Here is an 18,508-nt window from a genome sequence, read left to right on the forward strand (position 1 = left end):
ATGAGAAATGATGTGAATACCAGCGGATTATCTAATCCCTCTGTCAGTTATGGGGAGCCATTACATATATCCGAAGATCAACCGGCTACAATACCCGAGGTTTTATACAAAACTGCAGCGGAGCTTGGAGAAACAAAGGGGATCATTTATCTGCAGCCGGATGGAATTGAGATTCATCAATCTTACGGCCGTTTATGGAAGGATGCGCTGCGTATTGTGAAGGGGCTCCGTCAATCTGGCCTGAGAGCAAAAGATAATGTGATCTTGCAGCTTGGTGACAATTCACAATTTATCCCTGCTTTCTGGGGCTGTGTTTCAACTGGAATTGTTCCGGCGCCTTTAGCTGTTGCCCCGACGTACACAGCGTCGAACAGCGGGACTCAAAAGCTGAAAGACGCATGGACACTTCTTGACAGGCCGCCGGTGATTACGAGTCGGGAATTGCTTCAGGAAATGATTGATTGGGCAAAAGAGCAAGAACTTGAAGGTTTTCGCGTCTTGGCTGTCGAGGATCTTTACTGTGATGAGATGGAAACCGACTGGCACCAAGCTCACCCTGAAGATTTGGCGCTTCTGCTGCTGACTTCAGGGAGTACGGGCACTCCCAAAGCAGTCATGCTCAATCACAAAAATATTTTAAGCATGGTGAAAGGCATTATTCAAATGCAAGGTTTTACAAGAGAGGATATCACGTTTAACTGGATGCCGTTTGATCATGTCGGAGGCATCGGGATGCTTCATTTGCGGGATGTTTATCTTGGCTGCCAAGAAATCAACGTCGCAAGTGAAACGATTTTGATGGAACCTCTAAAATGGCTTGATTGGATTGATCATTACCGTGCTTCTGTTACGTGGGCGCCGAATTTTGCTTTCGGACTGGTCACTGATTTTTCTGATGAAATGAAAAATCGAAACTGGGATCTGTCATCCATGCGCTATATGCTCAATGGCGGTGAAGCGATGGTCGCTAAAGTCGGGCGCCGAATGCTAGAGCTTTTAGAACCTCACGGATTGCCTGCTGATGCGATTCGCCCTGCATGGGGCATGTCCGAAACTTCATCCGGCGTGATTTTCTCTCGTGAGTTTACCCGTGCCACAACAAGCGATGATGATGGTTTTGTGGAAATAGGCTCCCCGATTCCTGGGTTCTCCATGAGGATTGTGGATGACCATAATGAATTGGTTGAGGAAGGCGAGATCGGCCGTTTTCAAGTCTCTGGCCTCTCTGTTACCAGCGGATATTATCGGCGCCCGGATTTGAATGAGAGTGTGTTTACGGAGGATGGCTGGTTTGAAACTGGCGATCTCGGTTTTTTGCGCAATGGGCGTCTAACCATTACGGGCCGTACGAAAGATGCGATTATTATTAATGGTGTCAATTACTACAGCCATGCGATTGAATCCGCGGTTGAAGAATTAGCGGAAATCGAAACTTCTTATACTGCCGCTTGTGCTGTCCGTGTGAATAACAATACAACGGATCAGCTGGCTATCTTCTTTGTTACTTCCACCCAGATGAATGATGATGAAATCGTTCAGCTTCTTAGAAACATACAGTATCATGTCACGCAGACAATCGGTGTGACTCCCGAATTTTTGCTGCCGGTGCATAAAGAAGAGATTCCGAAAACAGCTATAGGAAAGATTCAGCGCACGCAGCTGAAAACGGCATTTGAAAATGGAGAGTTCGACCACTTGCTTCACAAACCGAACCGTATAAACGGTGAGGGAGAGACACAAGAAGCAGATGATGCCAAAAGAATAAGAGAAGATATACAGGAATATCTGCTCAGCTGTTTTACTGATGAGCTTCATGTTTCCCGCAATTGGATTGAGCCCAACACCAATATCCAAAGCCTCGGTATTGACTCTATTAAGATGATGAAGCTTATTCGGGCGGTCGAGAAAAAATACCGCATCAGACTTACAGCCAGAGAGTTATATAAGTATCCTGCAATCGAATCACTGGCAAACTATCTGTCTGAAAAAGAAGATTTACGGAGCAGCCTGTCTGGTGACAAAGATAGCATTGACGCACCCCAATCAGAAGAGGCGGAAAAAAAGCAAGCAGCCTTTCAACCTCTTTCTGAAGTTCAAAAAGGTTTGTGGACGTTGCAAAAAATGTCACCTGAAAATAGCGCGTATCACGTACCTCTCTGTTTTCGATTTACGTCAGCGCTTCACCTTGAAACTTTAAAGCAAGCTTTTCACCATGTGCTGAAACAGCATCCGATATTAAAGCATGTGATTCAAGAAAAAGACGGAGTGCCTTGCCTCAAAAATGAGCCGGCGCTGTCTCTTGATATCAAAACAGAAGACATTTCAGGTATGAAAGAGTCTGACACGACTGCTTATCTTAGAAAACAAGTAAAAGAACCGTATGTAAAGGAAAACAGCCCGTTAATGCGCGTCCGTGTTTTTTCCAGATCAGAAGAAGAGCACTTTTTGCTTTTGACTATTCACCATATTATTTTTGACGGGATTTCTTCCCTGACGTTTATTCGCAGCCTTTTTGACAGCTATAAGCTTCTATTAGAAGGACAGGAGCCGAAAGAGTCTGTTTCACCGGCCGTTTATCACGGTTTTGCCGCTTGGGAACAGAACATGCTTGCCGGTGAAGACGGCGAGAAACATCGTTCGTACTGGCGGAAACAGCTATCGGGCACATTGCCGAATCTTCAGCTGCCGACTGTAAGCACCAGTACGTCCGTTTCAGAGTTTAAGGAAGACACATACGCTCGGCGGTTGCCCAGCAGTTTAATGAAGCATGTCAGATCGTTTGCCAAAGAGCATTCTACAAATGTTTCAACAGTATTGCTGAGCTGCTATATGATGCTGTTAGGCCGTTATTGCGATCAGAAAGAACTGATCGTCGGCATGCCTGCGATGGTGAGACCTGAAGAGCGATTTGATTCCTCTATTGGGCATTTTCTCAATATGCTGCCTATTCGAGGTGAACTGAAAGCGGGAGAAACTTTTTCTGAGTTTGTTTCGAGATTGCAATTCACAATCCTCGACGGACTGGATCATGCGGCTTATCCTTTTCCAAAAATGGTGCGGGATTTGAATATTTCGCGCCAGCAAGCAGGTTCACCTGTTTTTCAGACAGCTTTTTTCTATCAGAATTTTCTTCAAACTGGAAGTTATCAAAGTCTGTTGAGTAAATATAAGGATTCCTTTTCTGTTGATTTCGTTGAGAGTATTCATCAAGAGGGTGAATACGAATTGGTGTTTGAGCTATGGGAAGAAGAAGAAAAAATGGAGCTGAACATCAAATACAATACTGGGCTGTTTGATACCGCTTCTATTTCCGCTATGTTCGATCATTTTGTTTATTTAACAGAACAGGCTGTTGGGAGTCCTTCTCAGACTTTAAAAGAGTATTCCTTATTAACTGACGAAGAGGAACAAATGATTCTCAGAACGTGGAACGCTACTGAAAAGAATTATCCACATGCGTGTTTTCATGAGTTATTTGAGCAGCAGGCGAAAAAGACGCCTAATCGGGCGGCTGTCAGCTATAAAGGTGAAACATTGACGTATCGGGAGCTTGATGAAAAAAGCACACAGCTGGCCATATATTTGCAGGCGCATGGAGCGGGGCCGGATCGCTTGGCAGGTATCTATGTGGATCGATCGCTGGAAATGATTGTGGGTTTATTGGCGATTCTCAAGGCAGGAGGAGCATATGTGCCGTTAGACCCGTCTTATCCGGCTGAGCGATTGGAATACATGCTGAAGGACAGTGAAGTCTCCATTACACTGACTACTTCCGAATTGGCCAATACTTTAAGCTGGAATGGGGTTCAGACAGTTTTGTTAGATCAGGACTGGGATGATATCACTCAAGCCGCTTTTGATCGACGTGTTCTTTCGCGCACCGTCAAGCCGGAAAACTTGGCTTATGTCATTTATACGTCCGGAAGCACAGGGAAGCCAAAAGGTGTCATGATTTCGCATAAAGCGTTGACAAACTTTCTCGTTTCCATGGGCGAGACGCCCGGTCTTTCATCAGCGGATAGCCTGCTTGCTGTGACAACCTACTGTTTTGATATAGCTGCTTTAGAGCTATATCTCCCTTTGATAAAGGGGGCGCAGTGTCATATTTGCCAAACTGAACATACAAAAGACGTTGAAAAACTGAAGCGCGACATACAAGATTTGAGACCGACAATCATGCAAGCAACCCCTGCGACATGGAAAATGCTCTTTTATTCAGGTTGGAAAAATGAAGAGGGAGTCAAGATTCTATGCGGAGGCGAAGCCTTACCTGAAAAACTAAAGCGGCATTTTCTCAATACGGACAGCGAAGCCTGGAATATGTTCGGACCTACGGAAACAACAGTCTGGTCTGCGGTCCAGCGTGTGAATGAAGAAAGCTCTCACATCACGATAGGCCGGCCTATCGCAAATACCCGGATTTATATTACCGATTCGCAGCTTACGCCTGTCCCGGCTGGTGTCCCGGGAGAGCTTTGCATTGCGGGGGACGGAGTGGCAAAGGGCTATTACAAACAGGGTGAATTGACGAATGAAAGATTTATAGACAGCCCTTTTGAGCCTGGGTCAAAGCTTTATAGAACAGGTGACATGGCACGCTGGCTTCCGGGAGGCAGGATTGAATATATCGGCCGCATCGACAACCAGGTGAAAATACGCGGATTCCGCATTGAGCTTGGCGATATTGAAAGCCGGCTTAATGAACATCCGGCTATTCAGGAAAGCGTCATTCTTGCAGCTGAACAGGACGGAGACGAGAAGCTCGCTGCCTATTATACAGTGAAAGATGCAAATTTATCTCTATCATCAAGGGAGCTGCGGAATTATTTAAAAAACAGTTTACCAGCCTATATGGTGCCTTCTTATTTTACCCAGCTTGACCATATGCCGTTAACACCGAACGGCAAGATAGACAGAAATACTCTGAAGAAACAAAAAGTGACAGTGAAGCAGCCAAGGCAAGGGAATATTGCTTCTATGAAAATACAGGAAACTATTTTATCTATTTGGCAAGATGTACTGAACGTTTATGACATTGAGCAGGAAGACGGATTTTTCGATGTGGGAGGCGATTCGCTTCTCGCTGTTACGGCGGCCGAACGCATCAAGCATGAACTATCCTGTGAGTTTACTGTCACAGACTTGTTTGAATACTCAACGATCAAAGGCATCAGTAAATATATCACTGAACAGCAAATGGCGGATACTGGTTTCTCTTTGGCTTTAGCATCAGCGGAAAAGTCAGATAAGCCTATTCGCATGCGAAATGTTACTGGTGATCTTCCGGATTATTATGAGGACAGTGTAGCGATTATTGGGATATCGTGTGAATTTCCAGGTGCGAAAAACCATGCTGAGTTTTGGGAGAACCTTAGAGACGGCAAGGAAAGTATTAAATTTTTCAGTACAGAAGAGCTTCGGAGTTTTGGTGTTTCAGAGGAACTGACTGAGAGCTCACGGTATGTCCCGGCTAAATCCTCGATTGAAGGGAAGGACGAGTTTGACCCTAGCTTCTTTCAAATATCACCTAAAGATGCTGAATTTATGGATCCGCAGCTGCGGATGCTCATGACTCACTCCTGGAAAGCGATAGAAGATGCCGGTTACGTGTCCAAACAGATTCCGGAAACGAGTGTTTATATGTCGGCAAGCAATAATTCATATCGCGCGCTCTTGCCAAAAGAAACAACGGAGAGCCTTGAAACGCCGGACGGTTATGTATCGTGGGTGCTTGCACAGAGCGGAACCATTCCGACGATGATTTCTCATAAGCTCGGATTGAAAGGGCCTAGCTATTTCGTTCATGCCAATTGTTCTTCTTCTTTAATCGGATTGCATTCCGCCTATCAAAGCCTGATGTCTGGTGAATCTAATTATGCTTTGGTCGGCGGAGCGACATTGCACACTGAGTCAAATATCGGATACGTGCATCAGTCAGGTTTGAATTTTTCAAGCGATGGGCATATTAAGGCATTTGATGCCTCTGCCGACGGAATGATTGGCGGTGAGGGCGTTGCCGTTGTATTGCTGAAAAAAGCGGCGGATGCCGTAAAAGACGGTGACCACATCTATGCGTTGTTAAGAGGCATAGGTGTAAATAACGATGGAGCTGACAAAGTCGGCTTTTATGCTCCAAGTGTAAAAGGACAGGCGGACGTGATTCAAAAGGTCATGAATCAAACGAATATTCAGCCTGAATCCATCAGCTATGTAGAAGCGCACGGTACAGGTACGAAGCTTGGAGATCCAATCGAGCTGTCAGCGTTGACGGCAGTTTACAGGCAGTATACAAATAAAAAACAATTTTGCGGAATCGGATCGGTCAAATCCAATATCGGACATGCTGATACGGCCGCCGGGCTGGCAGGCTGCATTAAGGTGGTGATGAGCCTTTACCATAATGAGCTTGCTCCTAGCATCAATTATAAGGAGCCGAATCCAAATACAGACTTAGCTCATTCTCCTTTTTACGTCGTCGATCAAAAGAAAGCATTGAGTAATGAAATAAAAACGCACAGGGCTGCACTTAGTTCGTTCGGGCTTGGCGGGACAAACACTCATGCGATTTTCGAGCAATACAAAACAGTTTCTGCTGATCAGAAACAAACAGGGGCCTGCATCATTCCGATATCGGCAAAAAATAAAGAGCGGCTGCATGAGTATGTACATGGCATTCTGGTTCATTTGGAAAGAAGAGGGCTTGAAAGCGGCCGTATGGCTGATTTTGCTTATACCCTTCAGGTCGGGCGAGAAGCAATGGAATATCGGGTTGCCTTTATCGCTGATCATGTGGATGAGTTAAAACAAAGGCTGGCTGATTTTATCAATGGAAATTCACCAATAGAAGGCTGTTATCAAGGAGAGAAGCAGCAAGCCAAGGATGTTTCATGGCTGACAGAGGATGAAGACAGCGCGGAACTGATTGGGAAGTGGCTCGCAAAAGGTAAAGTGAACAAGCTGGCGGAGATATGGAGTAAAGGAGCGCATATTGATTGGCTACAGCTTTACAAAGATGTGCGTCCAAACAGAATGAGTTTGCCGACATATCCTTTTGCAAAGGAACGATACTGGGCATCACAGGATGATCACAAGCTTTCGGGAAGAATGTCCGCTAAACAGGCAGGCGTCAGTGCATTGCATCCGCTGCTTCATCAAAATACGTCAGACTTTTCTGAGCAGAGATTCAGTTCAGTTTTTACAGGTGAGGAATTCTTTCTGACAGATCATGTGGTGAGAGGGAAGCCGGTGCTCCCTGGGGTTGCCTACCTTGAAATGGCGCAAATGGCTGTAAACAAGGCGACAGGCAGCACGAACGAACAGGATGTCAGAATCAAATTGAATCGCGCCGTTTGGGTTCAGCCTGTAGTGGTCGAGAGTCAGCCGGTTCATGTGCATATCAGTCTCTTTCCAGAAGAGGATGGGAAAATCACATATGACATTTACAGTACCGGAGAAGGGTCAGACTCAGCCATACACAGTCAAGGCAGTGCGGAACTGATAACTGCAGCAGAAAAGCCGGCTTGGGATCTTGGTGAATTACAGCGCCGCTGCAGCAGGAAGGAGCTTTCGCCTCACCAATTTTACGAGGAAGGCAGAAGCAGAGGAATGTTTCATGGTCCGGCATTCCAAGGAATTCAGAAAGTGAATATCGGAAACAGAGAGGTTTTGGCACGATTGCAGCTGCCAGCATCTGTTTCTGACACACAGGAACGTTTTGTGCTGCATCCAAGTATGATGGACTCCGCTGTTCAGGCCGCCACAATCTGTATCATGCAGGAATTTACTGAGCAAAAATTGATTTTGCCGTTTGCGCTTGAAGAACTTGAAGTGATCAAAGGATGTACGTCTGCGATGTGGGCATATGCCAGGTTAAGTGACGGTGATCACGGCGGGGATATGGTGCAAAAAGCGGATATCGATTTGTTTGACGAGACTGGGGACGTATGCGTAAGGATGAAGGGATTTTCAACAAGAGTATTGGAAGGAGAAGTTCATTCGCCAAAACCTGCAGTTACACATGAGCGGTTAATGCTCGAGCCGATTTGGAATAAGCAGGATGAGGTGATCGCTAAAGATGTGACATCTTACGGAGAGTATCTCGTTGTCTTCTGTGAAACCGAACGAAAGGTCAGCGACGGCATCGCATCCCGCATGCAGAATGTGCATGTCATTACTCTGAATGAAACTGAGGGGAATATCGCTGAACGTTTTCAAAGCTATACACAGCAGGTTTTTGAACTCCTACAAAAGAAAATTCGCTCTAAAGCTAATCTGATCATTCAAGTGATTGTGCCGGGGAAAGGCGAGAAGCATTTGTTTGCAGGAATGTCCGGATTACTCAAAACAGCAGAATTGGAGTACAGCAAACTTACAGCTCAGGTCATTGAGGTCGAGAATCCGGAAGAGATCATTGGCCTTCATCAAAAGCTGATAGACGACAGTCAGAGGCCTGATGACAAACAGATCAAATATAAAGCTGGAGACCGCTTTGTCAAAGGCTGGCGTGAAATAGCACGTCCGGCAGCTGCTGAGCTTCATATGCCATGGAAGGATAATGGCGTTTACCTTATCACAGGTGGAGCGGGGAGCTTAGGGCTTTTGTTTGCAAAAGAAATTGCCAATCGAGCCGTTCATCCGGTCATCATTCTTACGGGACGCTCAGTCTTAAATGAGCATAAGGAGCAGGAGCTTGAGGCTCTCCGAAAGTTGGGTGCAGAGGTTATCTATAAACAGGCTGATGTTGGAGATCAAAAGGCGGTCTCACGGCTCATGGATGAAATCAAAGAGACGTACGGCCATCTCAATGGAATTCTTCACGGTGCAGGCATCATAAAAGATCACTTCATTGTGCACAAAACAAATAAAGAGTTTCAAGAAGTGTTACAGCCAAAAGTGAACGGTTTGTTTTATCTAGATGAATGCAGCAAAGATTGGCAGTTGGACTTTTTCATCTTGTTTTCATCTGTGTCCGGATGTTTAGGAAACACTGGACAAGCAGACTATGCAGCAGCCAATACATTTATGGATGCATTTGCCGCGTACAGAAACGCGCTTGCCGTGTCTAAGAAGCGGAACGGCACAACCATTTCCTTCAACTGGCCGTTATGGAAAGAGGGCGGTATGCAAGTTGATGCTGAAATTGAAAAGAGTATGTTGAAAAACGCAGGAATGGTCCCGATGCAAAGTGATCACGGCATTAAAGCCCTTTATCAAGGAATCGCTTCAGAAAAGCCGCAAGTATTCGTGATGGAAGGTCAGCTTGCGAAAATGAAGCAAAAATTGCTCTCTTCCGGGTCTAAAATCAAACGGACGGATCATAAAAGCGCAGATAAACATAACAGCCAAACCCGTAAATTGGAACAGTCTTTCATCCAGATGGTCGGAGAGATTTTAAAAGTAAACACTGAAGATATTGATATCAATACAGAACTCAGCGAGTACGGATTCGATTCGGTTACGTTTACTGTATTTACAAACCGGATTAATGAAGCGTACCGATTGGAGTTAGCGCCGACCATTTTCTTCGAATACGGAAGCATACGAAGCCTGGCTGAATATGTAATGTCTGAGTATCAGGATGAATGGCTGCATCAAGATGTAGCTGTCAGCGGGGCTGATGAACCATCCAACTCTTTACCTGCTGCAGACAGCCTGCAAGCTTCATTGAGTCACATGGTCAGCGTCATTTTAAAAGTGAACGTTGATGATATCGATATCAATACAGAGCTGAGTGAGTATGGCTTTGATTCAGTTTCATTCACTGTATTTACGAATCAGATTAACGAAGCATATCAATTGGAATTGACGCCGACCATTTTCTTTGAATATGGAAGGATTCAAAGTTTGGCTGACTATCTGATAGATGAATACAAGGAGGCTTTTGCTGAGGAGAACGCAATATCATCGGTTCCTGAAAAAGATGAAGAAACAGCTCCTGCGGCGCCAAGCATGACAAAGAGGAGAAAACAGCGCTTTAAACAGACTGTTATGCCAAAAGAGGAAAGAAACACAAATCAGACTGCCGATTATGAGCCGATCGCGATTGTCGGCATCAGCGGCCGATTCCCTGGAGCCAATGACATAGATGAATTCTGGAGAAATCTTGAGGAAGGCAAAGACAGTATCACGGAAGTCCCGAAAGACCGTTGGGATTGGCGGGAGCATTTTGGAAATCCTGACTCAGAAGCCAATAAGACTGACATCAAATGGGGCGGATTTATTGATGGTGTAGCAGAATTTGATCCGTTGTTTTTTGGGATATCACCCCGTGAAGCCCATTATGTAGATCCTCAACAGAGGCTGTTAATGGAATATGCATGGAAGGTGATAGAAGATGCCGGATGCTCGCCGCAGACCCTTTCAGGTACAGGGACAGGCATCTTTATCGGCACAGGAAATACAGGATATAAAGATTTATTTAATAAAGAAAATCTGCCGATTGAAGGACATGCCGCAACAGGCCATATGATTCCTTCGGTCGGCCCGAATAGAATGAGTTATTTCTTAAATACCCATGGTCCAAGTGAACCGGTAGAAACGGCTTGTTCAAGCTCGCTAGTTGCGATTCACCGTGCTGTGACTGCCATGCAAAGCGGCGACTGTGAGATGGCAATCGCAGGAGGCGTGAACACGATATTAACCGAGGAGGCGCACATTAGCTACAGCAAAGCTGGCATGCTGAGCAAAGACGGTAGATGTAAAACATTCTCTGCTGATGCGAATGGTTATGTCAGAGGAGAAGGTGTCGGAATGGTCATGCTGAAAAAGCTGACAGATGCTGAGCGCGATGGGAATCATATTTACGGCGTCATTCGGGGTACGGCAGAAAATCACGGAGGAAGAGCCAATACTCTGACATCGCCTAATCCGAAAGCGCAAGCTGATTTGCTGGTGCGTGCATATCGCCGGGCAGGCATAGATCCAAGTACAGTCACATATATCGAAGCGCACGGAACGGGGACTGAATTGGGAGATCCGATAGAAATAAACGGGCTGAAAGCCGCGTTTAAAGAATTGTCTAATATGGATGAGCACATACAGCCGGAAGTTCCGGATCATCGATGCGGGATCGGCTCAGTTAAAAGCAATATCGGTCATTTGGAGCTGGCAGCGGGTATTTCAGGCCTGATTAAGGTACTGCTGCAGATGAAGCATAAAACCTTGGCCAAAAGCCTGCATTGCGATACGCTCAATCCTTACCTGCAGCTTACTGACAGTCCATTTTACATTGTTCAAGAAAAAGAGGAATGGAAAGCTGTCAAAGACCGGAACGGGAACGAAATCCCGCGCCGGGCAGGAATAAGTTCTTTTGGGATTGGCGGAGTAAACGCCCATATTGTGATTGAAGAATACATTCCAAAAGCAGGTTCCCGACATGCGCTTACTGAACATCCGAACATTATTGTGCTGTCGGCTAAAAATAAACAAAGGCTAATGGATCGGGCTGCACAATTGCTGGGTGCCATTCGTGACAAAAAGTATACAGATCAAGATCTGCACCGTATCGCCTACACGCTTCAAGTCGGGCGGGAAGAAATGGATGAACGTATGGCTTGTATTGCGGGCACAATGCAGGAGCTTGAAGAAAAACTGCAAGCGTATGTAGACAGCAAGGAAGGGGCTGAAGGGCTCTTCCGCGGACAGGCGAATCGAAACAAAGAAGCGTTGGCCATTTTTTCTGCAGATGAGGACTTGGCAATGGCTATTGAGGCTTGGATCAGAAAAAGGAAATACGCCAAGCTCGCGGATTTATGGGTCAAAGGTGTCGCGGTCAATTGGGCTAAACTGTATGGCGAGGCGGCCAAACCGCGTCTGATGAGCCTTCCTTCATACCCGTTTGCGAAGGATTACTATTGGCTTCCGGCAGAGGAACGTCTTTCAGAACCGGACAACATAGAGTTCGTTGATCACAGTGAAAAGCGCACCTCATGTGTTTTGACAAAACAATGGAGCGCAAGTCCGATTGCCACAAAAACGCCGGGGACAAGGGCTGTTGCGATTCTCAGCAATGAAGAGACGGCAGACTTGGCAGCTGAAGTATCAAAGCATTTCCCGAAACATCTCATATTAAATGCGAGCCGGATTGACAATGAACAGTTAAGTAATGATTGGAAACAGTTTGACGGCCTTGTGGATTTAATCGGTTGCGGCGGACACGAGGAAGAACAGCTACATTGGATTAGCTGGATTCAAAGGCTGGTTGAAGACGGGCATAAAGAGGGACTCATGCTGCTTTGTGTGACGAAAGGGCTGGAATCATTCCAAAACCCTTCCGTGCAGATGACAGGAGCCTCCCGTGCTGGCTTGTATCGTATGCTTCAAAGCGAATACAGCCATTTGAGATCAAGGCATATGGATGCGGAAGACTCTGTTCATCCTCATATTCTCGCGAAGCAGATCGCTGAGGAGTTTTATTCCGATACTGAGGAGACGGAGGTTTGCTACAGAGAGGGCTTGCGGTACCAGGCTTACTTAAAAGCGCATCCGGTAACCTGGAGAGGAAACGAAGAGCGACAGACCTTCCCGGAAGAACATGTGCTTCTCATTACAGGCGGGACAAGAGGAATCGGACTATTAAGCGCCCGGCATTTTGCGGAACACTATGGAGTGAAAAAGCTGGTTTTGACAGGACGTGAGCAGCTTCCACCGCGAGAGGAATGGGCTCATGCTGAGACATTAAATACCTCTGTAGCGCAGAAAATTCAAGCGGTGCGGGAGCTGGAGGCACAAGGCATACAAGTTCAAATGCTGTCACTCTCTTTGTCTGATGAGACACAAGTACAGCAAGCCTTACATGAAATCAATCAAACAATGGGGCCAATTGGCGGAGTCATTCATTGTGCAGGAATAACGGACATGGATACCTTGGCGTTTATCCGCAAAACAGCTGATGATATGTGGCAGGTACTGGAGCCGAAGGTGTCTGGGCTTACAACCCTTTATCGCTATGTAAGTCGTGAGCCACTACAGTTTTTTGTATTATTTTCTTCTGTTTCGGCCATTATTCCGGCACTTTCGGCTGGACAAGCTGATTATGCCATGGCTAACAGCTATATGGATTATTTTGCAGAAGCACATAAGGAAAATGCGCCAATCTTCAGCATTCAGTGGCCGAATTGGAAAGAAACCGGAATGGGGGAAGTGACAAATCAAGCATATCGAGAAAGCGGCTTGCTGAGCATTACGAATTCAGAGGGCTTGCGTTTTCTGGATCAAATCTTATCTGGGACCTTGCAGCCGGTTGTCCTCCCTGCTATCACAAATCAGGAAAATTGGAAGCCAGACCGGCTGATGGAGCGGCGGATCCGGCAAGAATCTGGATTGAAAGAAGAAGATTTGCTTGTATCACAACCCGAAAAAATCGGGAAAACCGCAGAGCCTGCTAAACATGAGCTGCTTTTAGATGAAACGCGGACATGGCTTGTTGCTTTGTTTTCTGAAGAGCTGAGAATCGAACGCGAACACCTGGAAATTGATGATTTATTTCAGGATTATGGTGTAGATTCTATTATTTTGGCACAGCTGCTCCAGCGTATTAATCGAAAGTTAGACGCAGCGCTCGATCCATCTATTCTTTATGAATATTCAACAATTCAGCGCTTTGCTGATTGGCTTGTAGGATCTTATGCCGAATCCTTGACTGCGCTGTTTGGAGACAAGATAGCGGAAAATGCGGAAGCATCTTCGGCAAATAGAACTGAGACAGTCACACCTCACCCTGCAGAGGATCCAGATTCTGTCAGCCGAAGACAAGTGCCGGTGTCCTCGTCACCGAGTTCTCATGCAGAGGATATCGCCGTTGTCGGATTATCTTGCCGCTTTCCGGGGGCGGATACACTGGAATCATATTGGGCGTTATTATCTGAGGGACGCTCGTCAATCGGACCGGTTCCGGCAGAGCGCTGGGGTTATCAGTCACCGTATTATGCCGGAGTCATTGATCACATCAGCCATTTCGATCCTGATTTCTTCCTGCTCCATGAAGAGGATGTAAAGGCGATGGACCCGCAAGCATTATTGGTATTGGAAGAATGTTTGAAACTTTGGTATCACGCCGGATATACACCAGATGAAATAAAGGGTGAATCCATCGGTGTCTATCTTGGAGGCAGAAGCCAGCACAAGCCTGATGAAGAGAGTCTTCTTCATGCGAAGAATCCTATCGTGACAGTCGGCCAGAATTATGTAGCGGCAAATATTTCACAATTTTTTGATGTTCGCGGTCCGAGTGTTGTGTTAGATACAGCATGTTCATCAGCTTTAGTCGGCATGAACATGGCTATTCAGGCCTTACACAGCGGGGATATGAAAGCTGCTGTAGTGGGCGGTGTCAGCTTGCTGGGTTCAGACGCCTCTCACCGGCTGTTTGAGCAGCGCGGCATTTTAAGTAAGCATTCATCCTTCCACGTGTTTGATGAGCGTGCTGATGGCGTTGTTTTAGGTGAGGGTGTCGGAATGGTTCTGTTAAAAACGGTAAAACAGGCCATACAAGACGGAGATACCATTTATGCTGTGGTCAAAGCGGCCTCGGTCAATAATGACGGAAGAACCGCAGGGCCTGCAACACCTAATTTGGAGGCGCAAAAGGAAGTCATGAAGGCTGCGCTTGCCAAAAGCGGAAAACAGCCAGAGGACATCAGCTATCTTGAAGCAAACGGATCAGGCTCAATGGTAACCGATCTGCTTGAGCTTAAAGCGATTCAATCCGTGTACCGTTCAGGGAACGCGAACCCCCTTTCGCTCGGATCAATCAAGCCGAATATCGGACATCCGCTTTGTGCTGAAGGAATCGCAAGTTTTATCAAGGTTGTTCTGATGATGAAAGAGCGCAGTGTTGTTCCATTTTTATCAGGTGATAAAGAGATGTCACATTTCGATAAGCAGAAAGCGAATCTCACGTTCAGCCGATCGCTGGAAAAATGGACAGAACCGCTGCCTGCTGCGGCCATTAACTGCTTTGCCGATGGGGGGACAAACGCCCATGTCATTTTAGAGGCGTGGGATGAAGATAAAAAACGTGTGATTAAGCGTAGTCCAATATCGCCTCCTGAATTAAAGAAACGGGTGTTTTCGGCTGGCGCGTCAAAGCCGGAAGAGGAGACCTTAAAAATGGACACAGCAAACATATGGGATACTTATGAAGTGGAGGTCTAACGTGAAAAATATAACGAAGCAACTCACTCTATCGTTAAAAAATCCGTTTATTTATCACCATGTGGTTTACGGACAACATGTTCTTCCCGGTTTGGCTTATATTGATATGATTTACCAGATATTCAGAGAACACGGCTATTCCTTCTCAGAGCTTCAGCTGCGGAACTTATCCATTTACCAGCCGTTGACTGCTAGACAGGATTCGGTAATTATGCTCAATATCAATTGCACCGAGAAAAATGAAGGGCATTGGCAAATATCAGTTAAAGGCTTCGAAAAACGCCGTGATAACGAAGCGTCAGAGGAAAAGCTCTATATGAAGGCTGATATGCACACCGACGTGCCGGCACTGTTTGAAGAAACACTGGAGCTCAATCACCTCAAAGCAACTCCGGACACGATTGTACAGCTCGATGATGTGTATGAACAGTGCAGACGTCAGGAACTTGTGCATAGCGGATATATGAAAGCAAATGGACATATTTATGAAGAGGAAGACGGTGTGCTCCTTGATCTTTCTCTTGGCTCAGAAGCCATGCTTCATGCAGAAGGCTTTATGTTTCATCCGGCTCTCATTGATGGGAGCGGAGTGGGAGCCAACAATTTGCTTACATCCTTGCTTAAAGGGGAACAGAGGCTGTTTTTGCCTCTGTTCTATGAATCTTTTTCTGCTTCAGCCCTTTTGCAGACGCATTGCATGACAAGAATTAAGCGTTCATCTGTCCGTCAGGAAAAAGAGCTCATTTATGTAACGCTTGAATTTTTTAATGCTTCGGGAGAAAAGGTGGCTGAACTGAAAAACTTCACAAGTAAATTAGTGCGTGAAGCAGAGCTTATTCATGGAGGCCGCAAGGATTTGCCTCAAAACCAGGAGACGAGAAAAGATACAGCCGAATTTTCACAGGCTGCAGAAGGAATCAAAGAGGTGTCATCGTCAGCCGAGAGTACGGGGACATACGAGGCAGCTGAACAATTCGTCAGCCAATTAATCGCAGACAAAATCAATAAGCCGGTCGAACAGATTGAAAAGCAGGTCGGCTATTATCAAATGGGCCTGAATTCTTCCGGGTTGCTTGAAGTGGTAGAAACCATCAGTGACAAAATTGGTGAGAGCCTTTCACCGACGCTCTTGTTTGAGCATACCACGATTGCGGAGCTGTCAGCGTTTCTTGCCCAGGAGTACGGTGAGCATTTTTCCTCCTCTCATTCTATTGGTCAAAATGAACGAAATCGTGCCGCTTTTCGCGCAATCGATCGCGGTACTGCTGAAAGCCGGAAGAGACGTGTACATGAGGATTCTGCCCGAACTGCATCTCTGAAGGCAGCGGAGGGAGACATTGCGATTATCGGCATGGCGGGCCGGTACCCGAAGGCAAACAATATTCATGACTTTTGGAACAATCTGAAAGAGGGAATGGATTGCATTAGCGAGATTCCCGAGTCGCGCTGGGATTGGAGGCGCTTTGAAGGAATCACCTCCCCTTCAGGAAAAAGCATTTCTAAGTGGGGCGGATTTATTGATGATCCTGATTGCTTTGATCCCCAATTTTTCAGAATCACGCCTAGAGAAGCGGAGACAATGGATCCTCAGGAGCGGCTGTTTTTAGAAACATGCTGGGAAACGATTGAGGATGCTGGCTACACGCCGAAGACGTTAGCCACACCTAGAGGACGGAACAAAAGACAGCATGTAGGTGTTTTTGCCGGCGTCATGCATAAGGATTATACATTAGTCGGTGCTGAAGCGGCATCGAAGGAAAATGTGTTCCCTCTCTCTCTCAACTACGCGCAAATTGCCAACAGAGTGTCCTATTTTTGCAATTTCCACGGTCCGAGTATGGCGGTTGATACGGTATGTTCCTCATCTTTAACTGCCGTACATCTGGCGTTGGAAAGCCTTCGACACGGAGAGTGCGAGGTCGCATTAGCCGGCGGTGTTAACCTTTCTCTGCATCCGAATAAGTATATGACGTACGGTGTTTGGGATATGTTTTCCACTGACGGGCACTGCCGCACGTTTGGCAAGGATGGGGACGGCTATGTGCCGGCAGAAGGAATTGGTGCGGTCTTATTAAAGCCTTTGCTCCAGGCCGAGAAAGATGGAGATCGGATTTATGCAGTAATTAAAGGAAGTGCAGTCAACCATGTAGGAACTGTAAGCGGGATTTCTGTGCCAAGTCCTGTTTCACAAGCTGATCTGATTGAGACATGCTTGGAGAAAACAGGGATTGACCCGCGGACTGTCAGTTATGTGGAAGCGCACGGAACCGGTACGTCTTTAGGAGATCCGATCGAATTACAGGGTCTGGTAAAAGCGTTCCGCCAATATACAGAGGATCGTCAGTTCTGTTCAATCGGTTCTGTCAAGTCAAATATCGGGCATGCGGAATCCGCCGCAGGTATCAGCGGTTTAAGCAAAGTCGCCCTTCAGCTTCACCATCAAACCCTCGTGCCTTCTTTGCATTCAGAAGAGCTGAACCCGTACGTTGACTTTGAAAAGTCGCCATTTTATGTACAGCATAAAACCGAAACTTGGAAGCAGCCTGTTATCAATGAGAATGGTGAGGGAATCATCTATCCGCGCCGGGCAAGCATCAGTTCGTTCGGTGCAACGGGGTCTAATGCCCATATGATTTTAGAAGAATACATTCCTGAAGCAGCGGAGCAGACCGTGTCTGTACCTGACACCACACCGGTGATTATTCCGCTTTCTGCCCGGAATCAAGAACGTCTTCATGTGTATGCGGAACGTCTTCTCGATTTTCTTCATGAGGGTATTGAAATCAGAGATGTGGCTTATACATTGCAGATTGGCCGTGAACCGATGGAAGAGCGGGTTGCTTTTTTGGCAGGCGGGATTCAAGAATTGAGAGGTCAATTAGAAGCATATCTAAAAGGGCAGGAAACCATTGAGCATTGCTGGAAGGGCCGAATGACAAAAGAAACCGGTGATATATCACTTTCCGCGGAAACAGTACATAAATGGCTGGAACAAGAAAATCTAAACCTGATCGCTGAAAAATGGGCCGGCGGATCTGCGGTTGATTGGAAGCTCTTATACGGGGAAAACAAACCTAAGCGGATCAGCTTGCCGACATACCCTTTCGCAAAAGTGCGGTATTGGGTGCCGGAGAAAGAGACAGAGACTGACTTGCCGAAACAGAATTTGACCCAAGGCCATGCCATTCATCCTCTCCTGCACGAAAATGTGTCTGACATGTCGGGCGTGCGTTTTCGTTCAGAGTTCACAGGGCGTGAATTTTTCTTAAAGGATCATGTCATTAAGGGTCAGCACATTTTACCCGGTGCAGCCTTGTTAGAAATGGTTCGGGCAGCTGCAGAAAAGGCAGCTGCG

At 46.4% G+C, this 18,508-nt stretch carries 2 protein-coding genes (1 of these 2 running past the window's edge); both read left to right on the forward strand.

The features are described 5' to 3' along the window. Entirely contained in the window at positions 1–15,153 is a 15,153-nt protein-coding gene (locus WA325_RS00890) for an amino acid adenylation domain-containing protein (RefSeq protein ID WP_336183070.1), read from the forward strand. After that, a protein-coding gene (locus tag WA325_RS00895) for a type I polyketide synthase (protein ID WP_336183071.1) crosses the window boundary here: on the forward strand, positions 15,137–18,508 show its 5' portion. 10,362 nt of this gene lie beyond the right edge of the window; 3,372 of the gene's 13,734 nt are visible here — the first part of the coding sequence; its start codon is at positions 15,137–15,139; its stop codon lies off the right edge, out of view. The genes WA325_RS00890 and WA325_RS00895 overlap by 17 nt, the downstream gene beginning before the upstream one ends.

Origin of the sequence: Bacillus sp. 205(2023) (assembly GCF_037027485.1) — a bacterium.
Taxonomy (GTDB): domain Bacteria; phylum Bacillota; class Bacilli; order Bacillales; family Bacillaceae; genus Bacillus; species Bacillus halotolerans.